Below are 18,009 nucleotides of genomic sequence, written 5' to 3' on the forward strand. Positions count from 1 at the left end.
GCGGCGATCTTTTGTGTTTTTCCCCAGCAGTCCATGTCTGAAGCAATGATGTACACAGACATGGGATGGCTAATAAATAAGACACAAGAGGCGCGGCCCCTAGGGTTCATCTAAACAGCGTCTGTGCTTTCTTGCCGGCTAGCAGTCTATGGTTACACCCCCCAAGCCATGCAATCAAAACCTGTTTAGATGAATCTTAAACCACAAAGAAATTTGGCCCTAGAGACGGGTCGAGAAACGGTAGCCGGCACCACGAACGGTTTGAATCAAACGGTCGTGATTCGATGGCTCGACGGCCTTACGCAGGCGACGAATATGCACATCGACGGTTCTGTCTTCGACATACACATTGGTACCCCAGACGTTGTCCAACAGCTGCTCACGGCTGTAGACGCGCTCTGGATGGGTCATGAAGAAATGGAGCAACCTGAACTCGGTCGGGCCCATCTCCAGTACCTGATCGCCCACGGTCACGCGGTGGCTCACAGGGTCGAGTACCAATCCTTGTACGTCTATTGGCTCTTCCAGTGCCGTTGGTGCCGCGCGGCGCATTACCGCCTTGATGCGTGCCACCAGCTCTTTGGGCGAGAAAGGCTTGGTAATATAGTCATCGGCGCCCACTTCGAGCCCCTTCACCTTGTCTTCCTCTTCGCCACGGGCCGTCAGCATGATGACGGGAATGTGACGGGTAAACTCATCCTGGCGCAGTTTCTTGGCCAGCTGGATACCACTGCCGCCCGGGAACATCCAATCGAGCAACACCAAATCTGGATAAGGTTCTGACAACATATCCAATGCTGAGTCGAAATCCTCTGCTGTAGTTGTCGTAAATCCATGTTGTTCTAAAACAAAAGCTAACATCTCTCGGATGGCCAGCTCATCTTCAACTATCAAAATCCTAGCAGTCATATGCGATCTTCTATCTGTGAATTCCCACGTGTCCATTATTGGTCTTTTTTATTACAAAATTATGAAACCGCAGGGCTAGTTTGTCATAAAACGGCTTATTTTGTCATAAATCTTACATCAAAAAGGGAGGCATAAGCCTCCCTTTAGTCAGCACTCGACTGGCGAGTGAAAGTTATTTATCAATAACTTAGAACTTGTGCTCTAGACCCAGACCGAAGAATTTATCGGTAGTGTCAACACCTTCGAAATCACGGTTGGTGTAGAAGGCAAACAGTTTAGTTGGCTTGCCTAGCTTGTAGTCACCACCCACTGACCAAGAATCACCTTTATCTTCCATGTCTTGGTACTGAGCCTTCAGTACTACGGCATCGATAGTGTAAGCAGCACTTACCAGGTAACCTGTCTTGCTGTCAGCACCAACAACGGCAGTACCGTCTTTCTTGTAAGTCTCTTCCTGCTGCTGGTACATACCACCAATCTTCAGGCCAGCGATCTTACCTTGAACAGTAGCGCGAACAACTTCGTAACCTTTAACGTCTGAGTCGTAAGCGATAGAAGCGAAGATAGGAGACTTCTTCAGCTTAGCATCACCGTACATAGCGGCAACGCTGAAACCGTCTTGGCCATACTGTGAGCTAGCGCCTTCAGCAGCATAAGTCACACCTACTTTGAAACCGCTGAAAGAAGGCGTCATGTAAGTCGCAGTCTGCTCGATACGGTTTTCACCCTTGAACAGGTGCTTCAGGTCACCAGACAGGTCGTTGAACTGGTCAACTTTACCTTGAGATTGCTTCAGCATGGTGTCGTTACGACCCACAGAGAAAGCACCGAAGTTACCTTTTAAACCAACGAACTGGTTACGAGCCAAGAAGTTTTCCTTAGCCGCATCACCTGTGTCCACTTCATACTCAACAGTGTAGAAAGCTTCAAGTGAGCTGCTCAGCTCGAAAGCACCCTTCACGCCAAAACGAGAAGCGTTGCTCTGAATAGTCGTCGTTGCATCACCATCTACATCGTTAGATTGAGCCGTTACGTTTAGTTTGCCGTAAACAGTCAATGGCTCTGCAGCGTGTGCAGAAGCGAGAGTGGCAGTTGCTAGCGCAGAAGCGAGTAGTGTTTTACAAAAAACGTTCATCATTTAATCCTTTCGACGTTTGTTCGTCTTGGTTATTGGTTTGGACGGCCGAAAGTGTGCAACTTTTATGTTGCAGTTTTATTTCATCGATTTAGCAACTGGATAAATTTGATAATATGAACTACGCCCCCTGGCCACAAACCCAGGCGATATGGGCGCTTCGAGGCGATAAAAAGAAATATTACAGTTTGATGAATTATGTCACTTGAGCAATATTTGTGACATTTTGAGGAAGATTGTTAGCGGTTTACCCGCGCCCAACAATGGCTTACACTGCGGCTTTATTTTTGATTGAGCGCCTATCATGTGGTTTAAGAATCTTACCGTATATCGTTTTAATAAACCTTTCTCTGTCGATACCGAAGCGCTAGAGAAGTCACTGGAAGACTTTACCTTTTCTCCCTGCTCAAGCCAGGACATCAGCAAGTTCGGCTTCTCCAAAGCACTGGGTAAACTCGGCCACACCTTAGTACACAGCGCCGAGAACAGACATCTTATCTGTGCCACCAAAGAGGAGAAGATCCTGCCTTCTCAGGTGGTAAAAGAAGCCCTCGAAGAGAAAGTGGCGCAGATCGAAGCCGAAGAAAACCGTAAGCTCGCCAAGAAAGAGAAAGATGCGCTTAAAGAGGAGATCACCACCACGCTATTGCCACGCGCCTTCTCTCGTCGCAGCCAGATCCACGCGTTGATATTGCCTGAGATTGAAATGATCCTGGTGGACTCATCAAGCGCCACCAAGGCAGAAGAGTTACTGGCCCTACTGCGTAAGGCGCTGGGCTCACTGCCAGTGATCCCTATGAGCTTCAAGACGCCAATCGAAGCCCAGCTGACCGAGTGGCTCAAGAGCAACAGCGCGCCTGCACCGTTTGAAATGCAGGATGAGGCCGAGCTTAAGTCAGATTCAGATGAAGGCGGCATAGTACGCTTTAAACAGCAAGACCTGACCGAAAACGAGGTGCTGGCGCATCTTGAGGTGGGCAAGCAGGTGCATAAGCTGGCGCTGCATTTCGGCCAGTCTATCGCCTTCGTGCTGCAGTCAGATGCCGGCATCAAACGCCTGAAGTTCTCGGAGGAGTTTAGGGCGCACAACGACGAGGTGAGCACAGAAGATCCACTGGCGCGTCTGGACGCCGACTTTGCCCTGATGGGCAGCGAGCTGATCGCCCTGATGAACTCACTAGTCGAAGTATTGGGCGGCCTGGAAGATAGCCTGTAAGCTAGCCAGAAAGATGGCTTGTAAGCCAGCCTGTAAGCTTAGATTCTTGACGGCTTGAGAGACTAACTTTCGAGTTGCCAAGGAATAAAAAACCACCCAAGCGGGTGGTTTTTTTACTGGTATGTTCTTGCGTTCAGACGATGCAACTGGCCCGACACCACAAATGCGATAGGCGTGAATTAGCCTTTCAGCTTACCTTCGCCATCGAAGGGCCAATCAATTCCCAGCCAGGCCTCGAAGAAGGCTTTCTGTTTCCGGCTCGGCTTATCGACACTAACGAGCTTAAGCTTCTCACTGGGCTGCTCCGCCAGCGTCAGCGCCACCTCTTTTAGGGTATCGTTACTAAAGAGCGTCACCTTGATGCTATCGCCCGGGGTAAAGTCTTTGATGCGCGCCGCAAAGCCCTTGGCGGTGACCTTAAGGCCATTTATCGCCACCAGCTCATCGCCCGCTACTATGCCTGCCCGCCAAGCCGGTCCCTCACGTTTCACATGACTTAGCTTCAGGCTGCCCTCGCGGGTCAGCATGCCGGCATAGGCGATCGCCTTATTATCACTGCCATAATCTTTTTTCAGTCCCGCCTTGGCCAGCAAGGCCTCATAGTCCAGCACCAGCGGGCTGTTGACATGACTCTGCCACCAGTCGCCATAATCTTCGCCCGACAGCTCACGCAGAATCTGCTGCACATCGCTAACTTGGTATCCCACCGGAAGCTTATAATCTTGATATAGTTTGGCATGCAGATCCCGATAGGAGGCCTTGAGGCGGGTGTCACTCAGCAGGCTAAAATCCAATGCCAGAGAGGTCAGGTAGCCTTCGGCATAGATGTTACTGCTGTGGTTTTGGGCATAATCGCCACCACCGGCCACCCACTGACCGGCGCTGGCCTCGGCGACAGACTGCACCTCCCGCCCCGGTGTCTGCTCGTTGCGCGTGATACGCCGCGCCAGATCTTCCAGAAACTCCTTAGGAGTGATCACACCGGCGCGCAACAAAAGCTGACTCTGAAAATAGCTGGTCGAGCCTTCGGCGATCCACAAGAGCTCGGTGATCCCCTCCTGCTGATAATCGTAGGGTACCAAGCCCTGAGGGCGATAGGCCTTCACGTTCCAGGTATGAATAAATTCGTGGGAAGCCGTCTTGATAAAGCCGAGGTAATCTTTGCGCTCGCGAAAGCTAAAGCGTGGGCGCTGGATAACGGTAGAGTTCAGGTGCTCGGTCGCGCCACTGGCGCCGCTGGTGGCGTGCACCATATAGACATAGCGCTTAAAAGGATAACCATCCCAAATCGCCTTAGCCTGGCCGCTAAGCTTGGTAAGGTCTTCCACCATCTTATCGAGATCATAGTTACCCTCCCCCCAGACCACCAGCTCGTAGTCACGGCCGTCTGCCGAGAAAGCTCTGTGCTGGCTGATCCCCGTCTCTATGGGCGAGTCCACCAGCACATCATAATTGTCCGCTATAAATAGATGGGCATCCTTTGATTCCATGCCCGAGTAGCTGCGCCAGGCCTCAGGCACTTTTAGCGAGACATTTACCTTTTGATCGCGAAAATCCGGGCTGTAGACAAATACGCCGCAGGCATCCAAATAGGCATGGGAGGCATCGATATGACTCACTCTCTGCCCCAGGCTGTTGGCATACAGCTGATAAGTGACCTTGACCTGAGTCGGCTGGCTCAGTTTCACCTGCCATTCGCCGCTGGCGCTGCGCTGCCACGCTAGCGCCCTGCCCGACTCATCTTCGGCCCTGAAATGACGAATCGCATCCCCCAGGGGCAACACCTGATACTTGCCGGTGCGCCACACGGGCAGATTCACACTAAGCTGCTTGGCCTCGCTGCGGGGAAAATCGACCTCCACCTTGGCCAGGTGATGCTGAGGCTGGGTGAGATCGATCCGGTAATTAACATCTGCGTGAGCTTGAGACAGGAAAAAAGGGCTAAAAATCAAAATCAAGGGTACAGCTAGTTTCACTCTGGCTTCCTTCTGTTATCATAGTTGTAATGTGAAGTTCGTCAGTATAACCCGATTTATCCCTCTCACTGCGGACAGAATTCTAAAAACATAATATGCCCGCCTGCGGCTCGGTGATGCTACAAAAATGCGCGTATTTCTCTACAGTCTGCTGCTGTTCTTTTGCTGTGCGACCTCGGTCAATGCAGCCTTCAGCCAATTGATCAGCAAAGAAGTCAAGTTTAAAGAGTCGGCCCCCGAGTTTTACCAAGACGCCATCGCCAGCCTCTCCTTTCCCATCGAATTTGCCAGCGTAGTGGAATTCAATCACCTCGCCGATACCCAGGGCTTCAGTAGCCAGGAGCTAGAGCAGCAGCTACAGTGGCTGGCCCGTGTCTACCTAGAGCCGGGTATAGGGGTCGATGACGCCATGGAGAAGGCGCAGCAGGTGATGACCCAGCTTGAGATCATCGCCGACACTCCCTACGACAGGGCTTACTTGCTGATGCTACAGGGGCGCAAGACAGGCCGGGATAAGCAAGATTACCAGCAGGCGATCACTTACTATCAGCAGGCGCTGGCCCAGCTCAAGGCCAGCGAAGATCTGCCGACTCAGCTGCTGCTACACAACATTCATTATCAGCTTGGCGACCTCTATCGCATCACGTTGCAAAAGAACGCCGCCCTCACCCACCTCAATCAGTATCGCGAGCTGGCCTATCAGCTCAGAGACGACTATCTGATCGCCAAGGCTGAGTCGACGCTGGGGCGCTACTACAGCGGTGATGAGCAATTTGCCAAGGCGCTGCAACATTATACCGAGGCGATCCGCCTGGCCGAGGGGCTGGACAAGCCTTTCCTCAACGCCATCTTGTCGCTGCGCCTCGCCCGCGTCTATCGGGATCTCAAGTCTTGGGATGAGGCCCTGACCTACGCCCACAAGGCCGCCGACGGTTTTACCAAGGTGGGTAAAGACAATTATCTGTCCAGCGCCATGACGGTGATCGCCATGGTGTATGGTGAACAGGAGCGCTGGAATCAGGCGATCGATTACTACCTCAATGCCCAGCAGATAGATATCAGACGCGGCAACCTTACCGCCCAGGCTCTTAACCTACACAACCTGGGCGAAGCCTATTTCAACAACAAGGAACCCAAGCGCGCCCTGACAAACCTCATCAAGGCTAACGGCTTGTTCCTGCAGAAGAAGAGCAAGCACTACCTGATCTATAACGACCTGCTGATCGCCCAGGTGGCCAGCCAACTCGGCGACTGGAGCATGGTCAACGCCTATGCCGCCAAGGCCTTCGTATTGGCCCGGGAGAAGAAACTGCCAGAGCAGATGTTTGAGGCGCTGCAATATAAGACCCGCGCCTTGAAGGAACTGGGCGACATCGACAAGGCCCTGGCGGCGCTGGAGCAGCTAATCACCCTGAGTCAGGATCTCGAACACGAGAGTCAGAAGCCCTCAGACTATAGCCCGAGCGTGTTGGCCGAGCAGCAGCTCAAGCTGCAGCTCAGTCAGCTACAGGCATCAAACAAGACACAAGAGAAGCAGGCCCATCAGTTCAGGTTGGCCGCCAGCATCATCTTTATCGTGAGTCTGCTGCTGGCGCTGGCCGGCATCAACCAGTGGCGCGGTAAGAGTAAGTTGAAACAACAGCTGGCCAGCCTAAAACAGAAGGTAAATCAGGAACCCATCACTCAACTGCCGGGCTATCACGGCTTCATCGCCCGCATGCGACAGAAAAATGAGATTGCCCAGCTGGCGCTGCTCTCTCTCGATGACGGCCACACGCTGGATCTCAACCTGGGCAACGATACCTATCTCGAGAGCACCGCGCGCCTGATGGACACCCTGAGCCGGGGCCTAGCCGGAGAGGCTTATCTTATTCGTCCGGGCCTTATCCTGCTGACGCTTAACGAGGTAAACGCCCATCAAGCACTGCTGGAGCGGATCCGCAGCCTGCTCGATGACCAGCCACAGAGTCAGGGCACTTATTTCAAGCTGGGCTGCATCAAGGTGCCGCTACTTGGTAATCCGGACATCAAGGTGACGCCGGATACCTACTTCAATGTACTGCAAATGTTAGTAGCAGGTGCCATGAGTCTGGGCACGCAAAAAGATTGTTATGTCAGTATCACACCACTGAATTTTGCGCCGGCAGCAATTTTGTCTAACCCGCTATACTTACACTTGGAAAAAGGGATCAGCCGAGGATTGGTTAAGGTCGAATGTAATGAGAATAAGGCACTCATCCAATGGCCCAAATGGCAGGGAGCAAACGATGCAGACCCCACATAATTTCACAAAAGTATCCTGCTTGGGTCACATCCCCTCGACGGTACATTTGCATAACCTACGAGATCGGATACCATTGGCCTCAAATAGGTCTCCATTAGCCAATGGTAAAATTGTTCGGCAACTTCTAACTGCTTTACAATATAGAAGTTTCTTCCATCAACTGACGCTGAAGCTTATTGATAAGGTCTAGAATGAAAGACGCTATGACAAGCCTCTCCCAGGTATCGCTCCTTCAGCAGAAACTCCATTCTGCCAAAATCGCCTTGGCCGAACTCAACGATCAGAAGGCCCAGAGCCAGAGCTCACTGCTGCAATTTATCGGACATCTCAGCCTCGCCTGTAAGGGTCAGAGCATAGAGCTGGACAACAAGCTGGCCAAGCTACGCCACAACCTGATCAACGTCGAACATATCGACGAGGTCTTGCCGGACCTGCTCGAGGTCGAGCAGCTACTCAAGCAGCAGTACCACCATGTGATGGGACAGCTCGAAGATGGCCGCGCCAGCCTCGCCAAGGTGATCCGTCAGCTACAGCGTGTAGACTCGGTACCGGACAAACTCAAGAAAGAGATCGCCTACTACAAGCAAGATCTCGGCAAGCCGTTTCATACTTACTGGGACTACTTTCCTAAGGTAGAGCGCCTGGTGGGCTTTTTCGAAGCCATCATGCATGAGCAGCTCAGCCAGGGCGACAAGCTAGAGGTTCTGCCGAAACACAGGCAGCTGGCCCACGAGCTGGCGCAGATGATCTCTGAGATCGAGTTTCGTAAGGATCAGCGCGATCAGGTACTGGTGATCAAGGATTACCTGGCCGCCGAAATAGATGTCGACGGTCTAATCGACGCCTATCAGACCATACTCTCCCTGCTGCTGGAAAATATTGCGCTGGAAAAGAGCGCCTCTCAGGAGTTCCTCTACGCCCTTAACGATGCCCTCTCTGCGGTGCGTGAGGTGGTGAATGACTCCTACAACAGCAACCAGCGCAGCTATCAGCTGAAGAAGCAGCTCAACCGTGAGATCAACTCGCGAGTCGACAATGTGGGCGATGCCATCATAGACATAGATGACATAGACCACCTCAAGCTGCAGGTCACTGAACAGTTAGCCTCTATCCGCACCGCCCTAGGGCGCAAGGAGGCGCTGGAGCAGCGCGAACAGGCGATGCTGCGCAAGTCGATGGAGACGATGCGCGACGAGCTCAACGAGCTAAGTAAAGAGGCCAACGCCTATAAAGAGCGTCTGTTCGAGCAGCAGAAACTCAACCTGCTCGACACTCTGACCCAGCTGCCCAATCGCGCGGCGCTGGAAGAGCGTATGGAGCAGGAGTTCCGCAACTATCAACGCCATCGTCATCCACTTTGGGTGGCGGTTGCCGACATAGATCACTTCAAATCCATCAACGATAACTTCGGCCACAGCACTGGGGATAAGACGCTACAGGTGATCGCCATGGCACTGAAGAATTCCCTGCGTGAATCTGAGTTTGTGGCCCGGTACGGCGGTGAAGAATTTGTCCTCCTCATTCCGGATGTGTCGGCCAACGACATAGAGCAGTTGTTGAATCGCGTGAGGGAGAAAGTAAAAAATATTCCCTTTAAGTTTAAAAATCAGAGGATTACAGTTACAGTATCAATAGGTGCTGCACAAATTCTTGAAAACGAGCAGATAAGCGAAACCTTCGAACGCGCCGACGCAGCACTCTACAAGGCCAAACATGAAAGCAGAGACAGAGTGATTATTGACGCCTAATCCTGGGGCTATCCCAGGAGTTTCCACCCTTTTCCCCGGTGTCATGGCTTTGGGTCTACTGCTAAGGAGTCGCCATGATCGTCAATATCAGTCCCAGAGGCAGTATGGATCAACTTTCCCAGCTGGAAGTTGATCGCCTCAAGCAAAACGCTAGCAGTGAACTCTACCAACTCTTTCGCAGCTGCTCCCTGGCGGTGCTCGCCTCAGGATTAAAGAGCGACAACGCCTGCACCCTGTTTGAGCAGTACAGTAACTTCAATATCAACGTGCTCAGGCGCGAGCGCGGCATCAAGATAGAGCTGGTCAATCCCCCCGAGGCCGCCTTCGTCGATGGCAACATCATCGCCGGGATCCAGGAACATCTGTTTGCCGTCCTCAGGGATATCGTCTACCTCAGCGATCGTTACGACAACCTGAAACATATCAACCTGACCAACTCCAGCCATATCACCAACGTGGTGTTCGACATACTGAGAAATGCCCAGGTGATCCCCCGTCAGGATCCCAACCTAGTGGTCTGCTGGGGCGGCCACAGCATAGATGAAAATGAATACCAATACACCCGAGAGGTAGGTTACGAGCTGGGCCTGCGTAGCATGGATATCTGTACCGGCTGCGGCCCGGGTGCCATGGAGGGCCCCATGAAGGGCGCCGCCATCGGCCATGCCAAGCAGCGGGTACGCACCGCCCGCTATGTGGGTCTGACCGAGCCCAGTATCATCGCCGCCGAGCCCCCCAATCAGATAGTCAACGAGCTGGTGATCTTGCCCGATATCGAGAAGCGCCTCGAGGCCTTCGTCCGCCTGGGACACGGCATAGTGATCTTCCCCGGTGGCGCCGGCACCGCCGAGGAACTGCTCTACCTGCTGGGGATCTTGCTCAACAAGGAAAATGCCAACATCCCCTTCCCCTTGGTGCTCACAGGTCCCAGAGAGAGCGCCGATTACTTTACCAAGATAGATGAGTTTGTCGCCGCCACCCTAGGCGAAGAGGCCCAGAGCAAGTATGAGATCGTCATCGATGACCCGGTGCGGGTCGCGCGGATCATGAGCCATGGCATGACAGTCATCAAGCAGCATCGCAGGGACACGGGCGACTCCTATCAGTACAACTGGTCGCTGAAGATAGAGCCCGAGTTTCAGCTGCCCTTCGTGCCGGATCATGAGATCATGAACAACCTCAACCTATACTACCAGCCCAACAAGGCGGATCTGGCCGCCAACCTGAGACGCGCCTTTTCTGGTATAGTGGCGGGCAACGTCAAGATGGACACCATGCGAGAGATAGAGCGCTCAGGCCCCTTCGAACTCAGGGGCGATAAGCAGTTGATGAAGTTAATGGACACCCTGCTGCAGGCCTTCGTGGATCAGCAGCGCATGAAGCTGCCCGGCAGCGCCTATGTCCCCTGCTATCGGATCGCCACTTAACCCTATGTTAGAGACAAGATGAACCGATTTTTAATCATAGATGGACTCAACCTGGTGCGGCGCATCCACGCCGCCCAGCCAAACGAAAATGATGTTAACGGCCTGCCAGAACGGGTCACCTCCGCCTGCCGTAAGCTGCTGAGCAAACACAACCCCAGCCATGTCACCCTGGTGTGGGATGGCGATGCCATCTCCTGGCGTAAGAAGCTCTATGACGACTATAAGAAGGGGCGCAAGCCCATGCCCGAGGCCTTGAGTCAGGCGCTGCCCGCCCTTAAGCAGCACCTCGCCGAGCGCGGCTTTCACTCCATCGACGCCATTGCCGAGGCCGACGATGTTATCGCTACCCTGGCCAGCAAGATGGTACAGGCCAAGGGAGAGGCGATCATCGTCTCCACCGACAAGGGCTTTACCCAGCTGCTCTCCCCCCAGATACAGCTGTGGGATCACTTCAATCAGCAGGCGATCAGCATAGAAGATCGCGAGCGTCAGCTCGGCGTCGATAGGAGTCAGTTCATCGATTTTCTCGCCATGGCGGGCGACAGCGGCAACAAGATCCCCGGCATCCCGGGTATCGGCCCTAAGTCGGCCTGCGAGCTGCTAAAGACCTTCCGCACCCTGGCCAACGTCTACGCCTCCCTGGATAAGATAGGCGCCAAACAGGCCAAGAAGCTCGAAGAGGGACGCTCGCTAGCGAGATTGAGCTATAAATTGGTGCAACTGCAGACCAATATCCCCCTCAACACCCGCCTGGCGAACTTCAGGGTCGAGCAGACGGCCAAGGCGTAAACATTCGCTTACTTATTTGTTGGCGTTCTCGCACCTGTAAGCAATAACGGTACTACCATACCTTTTTCATCTGATTTATATTGTAAGCAATATGTTGCAGTGGTTTAATCCACTGCAGATACACCCGCAGCATGGAAGGATCCCAAGGTAAGATGAAATCTAAAGTTCCAGTGATCATAGGCTCAATCTTCGCGGCCTATCTGGCCTTTGTCGCCGTCGTCGTCCTGGTTTATGAACCCACGCCAGATGATATGGACTGGGAAGACAGACAGGCCTACAACAACGCCAAGTTAACCGAACTGTCCATAGGACAACCGATAGAACAGATCAAGACACTCATGGGTAAGGCCGATTTTTCCGAGGCCAAGAGCAGCAATCAAGATACCCTACAGGTGCTCTTCTATCGCACCCATCACAGCAAGTCGGACGGCGAGACTACTCGCGACGAATGTACCCCGCTACTGTTTAAGAACAACAAGCTGATCGCCTGGGGCCAGGACACCTATCAGCAATATCTCGACTCTCCCGTCGGCGGCTAATCGCCAAGATAGAACAGGCGCTGTTATAACCAGCGCCTGACACTCTTTAGATACGCCCCATATTCATTAGGAAACTTTGCCAGCAGGTAGGCCTCCTCACGGCGGATCGCCAGCCAATAGACCCCGAAACAGGCAGGCAAGGTGCTGAGCAGTAACCAGGGCGAAGCTAACAAGAGCCCTAATCCAATGGGAAAGCCACAGAAGGCCACATAGATGGGATTGCGGCTATAACGATAATAGCCAGAGGTGATGATGCTGGAGGTAGGCTTCCAGGGCTCGATGGCGGTCTGGCGTCGCCTGAAGATGAGCATTATATGCAGCAAGACTAAACTAGTTGCCAGCAGCAAGGCAGCACCGGCTATCTGACCTATGGGGTGACTCGTCAGCCCCATGGGATAGCGCCACTCTAAGGCCAAAGCCAGGCCCATGGAGATGATAAAGATCAAGGGCGGCGGCACCCTGACGCTGGCGCCCTTGCTGTCGGTATCTGTCATGCCCTGCTCCATGTTGTTTCGCCCTCCTTAATCCTTTAATTCCTCAAACACCCAGACGCTTAATTATCTTAGGGTGCAGCACGCTATTAAGACACACCATAAAAAAGCCGGGCTAGGCCCGGCTTAAGGTATACAAGTTGGGCTTAGCCCGCCTTCTTATACTCTTGATAGGCCTCTCCCTCAGACAGCCACTTAGGCGCTGGCTTGCCCTTAAGGTAGTGATCGAAATATTGCATCATGCGCAGGCTATAGTCGACCTTATTAGGATATTTCTTCAGGTGATGTGGCTCATCCTGATACTGGAGGAACACCACATCCTTACCCGCACGGCGCATCGCCAGATACAGCTCAACCCCTTGCTCCCAAGGCACTGCATCGTCTTTGTCGCCAAACATGATCATCATAGGCGTCTTGATCCGTTCGACATAGAAGACGGGCGAGTTTTCGATATATTTCTGCGGCGCCTTAAACAGGCTCTCACCGATGCGGCTCTGTCCCGTCTCATACTGGAACTGACGCGCAAGCCCAGTGCCGTGACGAATGCCGCTGTAGGCGCTGGTCATGTTAGATACAGGCGCGCCGGTGACCGCCGCCTTGAAGATAGAGGTCTGTGTCACGGCAAAGGCGGTCTGGTAACCGCCCCAGGAGTGACCCTGGATGCCCACGCCATCGGGATCGGCGATGCCCATATCGATAAGCTTCTGCACCCCAGAGGTCAGCGCCTGAACCGAGCTTGCACCTGGATAACCCACCTCGAAACGGATATCCGGCAGGAAGATGGCGTAGCCGTTATCGGCATACCAGGCGAAGTTTGGTCTGTGGTTCAGCTTCATGTCTGGGAAGGCATGCAGTCTGTCGCTCATGAAACGGTAGAAATAGACCAGCACAGGGTAGCGCTTACCGGCCACATAGTTAGATGGCTTGATCAGCACGCCATCGAGCGGCTTGCCGTCACCATTGGTCCAGTGCACCAACTCGGCCTTACCCCAATCGAGCTGACGTTTCTGGTCGTCGAGACGGGTCTGGCGGGTCGCCTGTTCAGGACTTTGCAGATCGCTGGCGTAGAGATCCGGGTAGAGATCATAACGCTCCTTAGAAAACAGCACCTTATCACTCTCTTCGGCGCGGGCCAGCAGCTTGAGCTTATAGTCGCCCTCTATCAGCGCCTTGACGCCAGAGACGCCCACCTTGGCGCTGTAGAAACCATCGCCCTTGGTGCGTTCGTTATAGCCATGCAGCAGCAGGTTCTGATCCGCCTTAAGCAGATCCGGCTTGTCCGCCTTGTCTAGCAAGCCCGTGACGCGATACTGGATCTGCGCCTTACGTCCCTTGGCGGCTGTGAGACGAAACGCATCGCGAGAATCGGTATTGAACTGCCAGATATCGTACTTATCGTAGGCCAGGAAGGCCGAGCCATCTTCGACCCAGGGGCCCAGTCCATAGCCTGGAGCCACAGACGGATAGTCATGATCTTCGTCGGCAAACGACGTCTTGAAATCTTTGGTCAGCTTGACCCTGCTGTCTTGGGCGATCTGATACAGGAAGATATTGCCCTGCTGATAATAGGCCACGAAGCGCTCGTTAGGCGACAGCGACGGCTTCTCGGAAACAGGTTGCTGAACGAGAAACGCCTGCTTGCGCCCCGTGTTGAGATCCACCAGATAGTAGTCGCGGTAGAAACCGGCCCAGGTGATCATCTTAAGGTAAGGCACATCTGTGCTGGCGAGCATGAAGCGCTGCTGCTGACCAAGCTCAATATCCGGCACCGCCTGATCGGCCAGCTGCACCACCTGCTTAGAGCCAAGGTGCAACACCGCCAGATAGGTACGTTTCAACTCTTTCTTGTACTGTTTGACCTCATTTGGCTTGATGCGTGGGTCGTCCCCATGCCAAACCCTGAGTTCGCGCTGGCCGGTGATCACCTCAGGATCATAGAGATCCTCGGCCTTGGCCACCTTAGGCAGCTCTAGCTGCTGACTCACCTCGGGCACGCGGCCGAAGAACAGACGCTTACTATCCTCGGAGAAGGTCAGCTGGCTGTAACGATTCAGGGTCCACTCTTTGGTGTTGGCCACCTGATGCAGTTTGTCGCTACCCACTTGATGCAGGGCGAGATGATATTCACGTCCCCAGGGGGCATCGCCGGCCTTACCATAGGTGAAAGCAACATACTTGCCATCTTCGCTGGCCGACACTGCGCCTACTTGTTGATCCACATAACCGGCAATCACCTCTAGCTCGCCGCTGGCAAGATCCATACGCTGCACTCTGTGTAGATTGTTGGCGATATCGTTTTGTGCCACCACCAGCTGGCGACCCACCTTATCGAAGTAATAGGCGGTCACATGGGCGAGCTTCTCACTGCTTCCCGCCTTGAGGTTCACCACCTCTAAGGTGCGTCCCTTGTCATACTTATCGACTTTGGGCTTCTTGGCAGCGGGGGCAGGCTTAGCCTCGTTATTCTTGTCGTTAGCTTCCGGCTCATCTTTCTTATCGCCATCGACCTCTTCACCGGCCTCATACCAGATGGCCAGATGAGTCCCGGCATCGTTAAAGGCAAACTCCTTCACCTTGTCATAGCGGGTCTCTTTGCCAGATTGAGTGTCCAGCAGCGCCAGACCGGCCTTAAGTTTCTTGCGGGCCTTGGGGCTGGCTTTTTCCTGCTCAAGCAAGGCTGGCGCGATAGCAAAGGCGGCGAAACGGCCATCATGGCTGATCAGCGGCTTGCTGCCACCCGCCACGGTAAAACTTTGCTCGCTGTCCAAGCGCTTCACCATGCCGTGACTGTCTCCCCTGTCGGGACTGAACTCGACGGCAAAGGCACTGCCATTGGCGGCGAGCACTGGCTTATTGAGAGATTCGAATTTCATGATGACATCGGGTGTCACATCGGCGCTGAAGGCGGCGCAAGAAAAGAGACTGGCACACAAGAGGGATAGGGTCGGTAATGGCTTCAAGGTCTTCCTCGTTTTTAACTTATTATTAACGGATGCAGCTTGTCATTAACGGATGTAGCCTGGGTTATTAGACTAAAGTAGACTTTTTTAACGCTTAAGGATCAATCATCGTCATTAGCCTTTGTTATTGCAAGTTAGCCTACACAAAAAAACGTGAGATTGCTCACTATTTCCTGTGAAATTTGCGCAAAAGTAGTTAAAATAAGACCGATAAGATTCTAAAAATTCATAGTCATAACACCGTGTCTTTCGACATGGTCAGACAATAGCAGTAACGACCAACCGTGGAAGGACTCTCCATGTCAAAAAGAACTATTACCGTTATCCCGGGTGATGGGATTGGCCCAAGCATAATCGACTCAGCAATCAAGATCTTAGATAAAGCTGGATGTGATTTCGAATACGAATTTGCCGATGCTGGCCTAGCCGCACTTGAGAAGCAAGGTGAACTTCTACCTCAACGTACATTGGATATGATCGAGAAGAACCGTATCACGCTGAAAGGGCCACTAACGACCCCTGTCGGCGAAGGTTTCACCTCAATCAACGTCACTTTACGTAAAAAATTCGGCTTATATGCCAACGTACGCCCTGTATTGTCTTTTAAAGGCACTCAGGCACGTTATGACAACATCGACATCATCACGGTACGTGAAAACACCGAAGGCATGTACTCAGGCCTAGGTCAAACCGTTTCAGAAGATGGTGCGACGGCTGAAGCCACCAGTATCATTACCCGTCAGGGTGCCGAGCAGATCACTACCTTCGCCTACGAGCTAGCGCGCAAAGAGGGTCGTAAGAAGGTGACTATCGTACACAAGGCTAACATCATGAAGTCGACCTCAGGCTTGTTCCTGAAGGTAGCTCGTGAAGTGAGCCAGCGTTACCCAGACATCACCACTGAAGAGATGATTGTCGACGCGACCTGTATGAAGCTGGTGATGAACCCAGAAAACTTCGACGTGATCGTCACCACCAACCTGTTCGGCGACATCCTATCGGATCTGTGTGCCGGTCTGGTGGGCGGCCTGGGTATGGCACCTGGCGCCAACATAGGTAAGAACGCGGCGATCTTCGAAGCGGTACACGGCAGTGCGCCAGATATCGCCGGTAAGAACCTGGCTAACCCAACGTCAGTGATCCTGGCATCAATCCAGATGCTGGAATACCTGGGCATGTCAGACAAGGCGCAAGCCATTCGCGCTGCGGTTTCTGCCGTGATCGAAGAAGGCGATCGCACGACTCGCGACCTTGGCGGTACTCACGGTACTTCTGACTTCACTCAGGCGGTACTCGAGCGTCTGTAATAGACCAAGTAGCCGTAAGCTAAAAAACAAAAAGCCCCGCAATCGCGGGGCTTTTTTTATCCGATATTTCTTAAGTTAACCAATGATTCTGTTGTTAACCATGGATTCTGCTGTTAACCAAAGTTAAAACCGACGCTAGGTTTTAGCCAGAGATGCACTGTCACCTCGTCTCTATCGTGGTACAGATGCTTACAGGCTAGGTGGAAGTCATCGATACCATTTTCCCTTAGCACCTCTTGCATGGTCGCCAGAATGGTCGATACCTCTTTATAGCGGCTCTTCATCGGTAGCTTAAGGTTAAAGATCGCTTCCTTAAACCAGCCGTTGATCGCCCAGGCCTCCATCAGCTCGGCCACTCGCGAGGGCTTCTCAACCATGTCGCACACCAGCCAGTAGATATTCTTCTTAGGCGGTTCGAAACGGAAGCCGTCGGCCTGATAGTGTCTCACCTGCCCCGTATCCATCAGATTTTGCGCCATGGGGCCGTTGTCCACGGCCGCTACAAACATGCCGCGGCGCACCAGTTGATAGGTCCAGCCACCCGGGCAGGCGCCGAGATCCACAGAGTTCATGCCGCTGCGCAGACGCTGCTCCTGCTCCGACTTAGGGATAAAGTGGATGAAGGCCTCGTCCAGCTTGAGGGTAGAGCGGCTCGGTGCATCGCTGGCCATCTTGAGTCTAGGGATCCCCATGAAATAGGGAGAACTGTTATGGCTCAGGGAGTAGCCCACATAGGCAGTACCCGGCCCGACGAAACAAACATGGATGATGGGACGCTTAGGGTTTTCCTTCTCCAGCAGGGCGCCGCTGCGTTTCAGTGCCTGCCTCAGGGGCACGGTTAACTTACGACAGAAGGTCGACAGCTCCTTGGCCTCGTTGGTATCTGGCGTCTCGACCCTGAGCTCGCCCGCCCTATGCACCTTAGCCAAGGCATCGACGATAGGCGTGACGCGATCGCCTTCGGGCAGATCTTTGAGCAGCTCATTGGCGGCAAACATCTGACGGGTGAAGATAAGCGAGTCCAGCTCGATCTGCTCGGCCAACAGATCGGCATCGCCCACCTGGAAGCACTGAAAAATCACGTAACCATCGTTACGATTGGTCTTTACAAAGCCGCCAACATTCAGCTCCGCGGCTCGCTGCTGGATCTCGGCGGCGCAGTCTTTCTCGTAGCCGGCACGGCAATATAAAAATAGGTTTATCATAGGAAGATCCTGAATAAAAAATG

The 18,009-nt window shown here is 53.3% G+C and carries 13 protein-coding genes; 7 read left to right on the forward strand and 6 right to left on the reverse strand.

Annotation, left to right across the window (positions count from 1 at the left end; translation table 11 throughout):
• Positions 1–219: 219 nt before the first annotated feature.
• Both phoB and K0H80_RS14035 read right to left on the reverse strand, forming a co-directional pair.
• A complete protein-coding gene (gene phoB, locus K0H80_RS14030) occupies positions 220–909 on the reverse strand; it encodes a phosphate regulon transcriptional regulator PhoB (protein ID WP_041406681.1) in 690 nt (229 codons plus the stop codon).
• A gap of 187 nt (positions 910–1,096) precedes the next feature.
• On the reverse strand, positions 1,097–2,047 hold the full coding sequence (locus K0H80_RS14035) for a porin (protein ID WP_011866547.1): 951 nt from the start codon (positions 2,045–2,047) through the stop codon (positions 1,097–1,099).
• A gap of 301 nt (positions 2,048–2,348) precedes the next feature.
• On the opposite strand from K0H80_RS14035, the gene rdgC reads away from it, so the two are divergent.
• Complete coding sequence (rdgC, locus tag K0H80_RS14040) at positions 2,349–3,260, forward strand: recombination-associated protein RdgC (RefSeq protein ID WP_011866548.1); 912 nt, start codon at positions 2,349–2,351, stop codon at positions 3,258–3,260.
• 179 nt (positions 3,261–3,439) lie between these two features.
• Here the strand turns inward: rdgC and K0H80_RS14045 are convergent, their stop codons facing one another.
• The gene (locus K0H80_RS14045; protein WP_220071981.1) at positions 3,440–5,236 is read right to left on the reverse strand and encodes a M61 family metallopeptidase; all 1,797 of its coding nucleotides are present in this window, start codon (positions 5,234–5,236) and stop codon (positions 3,440–3,442) included.
• Between the two features lie 127 nt (positions 5,237–5,363).
• On the opposite strand from K0H80_RS14045, the gene K0H80_RS14050 reads away from it, so the two are divergent.
• The 5 genes from K0H80_RS14050 to K0H80_RS14070 all read left to right on the forward strand — a co-directional run bounded on the left by K0H80_RS14050 (position 5,364) and on the right by K0H80_RS14070 (position 12,023).
• Positions 5,364–7,520, forward strand: coding sequence for a tetratricopeptide repeat protein (locus K0H80_RS14050; RefSeq protein ID WP_220071982.1), 2,157 nt, complete (start codon positions 5,364–5,366; stop codon positions 7,518–7,520).
• 191 nt (positions 7,521–7,711) lie between these two features.
• Positions 7,712–9,268 carry a GGDEF domain-containing protein gene (locus tag K0H80_RS14055; protein ID WP_011866551.1) on the forward strand — a complete coding sequence of 519 codons (1,557 nt, stop codon included), beginning with the start codon at positions 7,712–7,714 and terminating at the stop codon, positions 9,266–9,268.
• Between the two features lie 74 nt (positions 9,269–9,342).
• The gene (ppnN, locus tag K0H80_RS14060; protein WP_220071983.1) at positions 9,343–10,695 is read left to right on the forward strand and encodes a nucleotide 5'-monophosphate nucleosidase PpnN; all 1,353 of its coding nucleotides are present in this window, start codon (positions 9,343–9,345) and stop codon (positions 10,693–10,695) included.
• A gap of 18 nt (positions 10,696–10,713) precedes the next feature.
• Positions 10,714–11,484 carry a flap endonuclease Xni gene (gene xni, locus K0H80_RS14065; RefSeq protein ID WP_220071984.1) on the forward strand — a complete coding sequence of 257 codons (771 nt, stop codon included), beginning with the start codon at positions 10,714–10,716 and terminating at the stop codon, positions 11,482–11,484.
• 152 nt (positions 11,485–11,636) lie between these two features.
• On the forward strand, positions 11,637–12,023 hold the full coding sequence (locus K0H80_RS14070; RefSeq protein WP_220071985.1) for a DUF3192 domain-containing protein: 387 nt from the start codon (positions 11,637–11,639) through the stop codon (positions 12,021–12,023).
• Positions 12,024–12,046: 23 nt separating this feature from the next.
• Here K0H80_RS14070 and K0H80_RS14075 read toward each other — a convergent pair whose 3' ends face one another.
• Both K0H80_RS14075 and K0H80_RS14080 read right to left on the reverse strand, forming a co-directional pair.
• Positions 12,047–12,517, reverse strand: a complete 471-nt coding sequence (locus tag K0H80_RS14075; RefSeq protein ID WP_258406105.1) for a methyltransferase family protein — start codon at positions 12,515–12,517, stop codon at positions 12,047–12,049.
• A gap of 143 nt (positions 12,518–12,660) precedes the next feature.
• Entirely contained in the window at positions 12,661–15,474 is a 2,814-nt protein-coding gene (locus K0H80_RS14080) for an alpha/beta hydrolase family protein (RefSeq protein WP_220071987.1), read from the reverse strand.
• A gap of 299 nt (positions 15,475–15,773) precedes the next feature.
• Between K0H80_RS14080 and K0H80_RS14085 the strand changes: the two genes are divergently transcribed.
• Entirely contained in the window at positions 15,774–16,781 is a 1,008-nt protein-coding gene (locus K0H80_RS14085) for an isocitrate dehydrogenase (protein WP_011866557.1), read from the forward strand.
• 113 nt (positions 16,782–16,894) lie between these two features.
• On the opposite strand, the gene rlmM is transcribed toward K0H80_RS14085, so the two are convergent.
• Complete coding sequence (rlmM, locus tag K0H80_RS14090) at positions 16,895–17,986, reverse strand: 23S rRNA (cytidine(2498)-2'-O)-methyltransferase RlmM (protein ID WP_011866558.1); 1,092 nt, start codon at positions 17,984–17,986, stop codon at positions 16,895–16,897.
• Positions 17,987–18,009 lie beyond the last annotated feature (23 nt).

Source organism: Shewanella aegiceratis, assembly GCF_019457495.1.
GTDB classification, from domain to species: domain Bacteria; phylum Pseudomonadota; class Gammaproteobacteria; order Enterobacterales; family Shewanellaceae; genus Shewanella; species Shewanella loihica.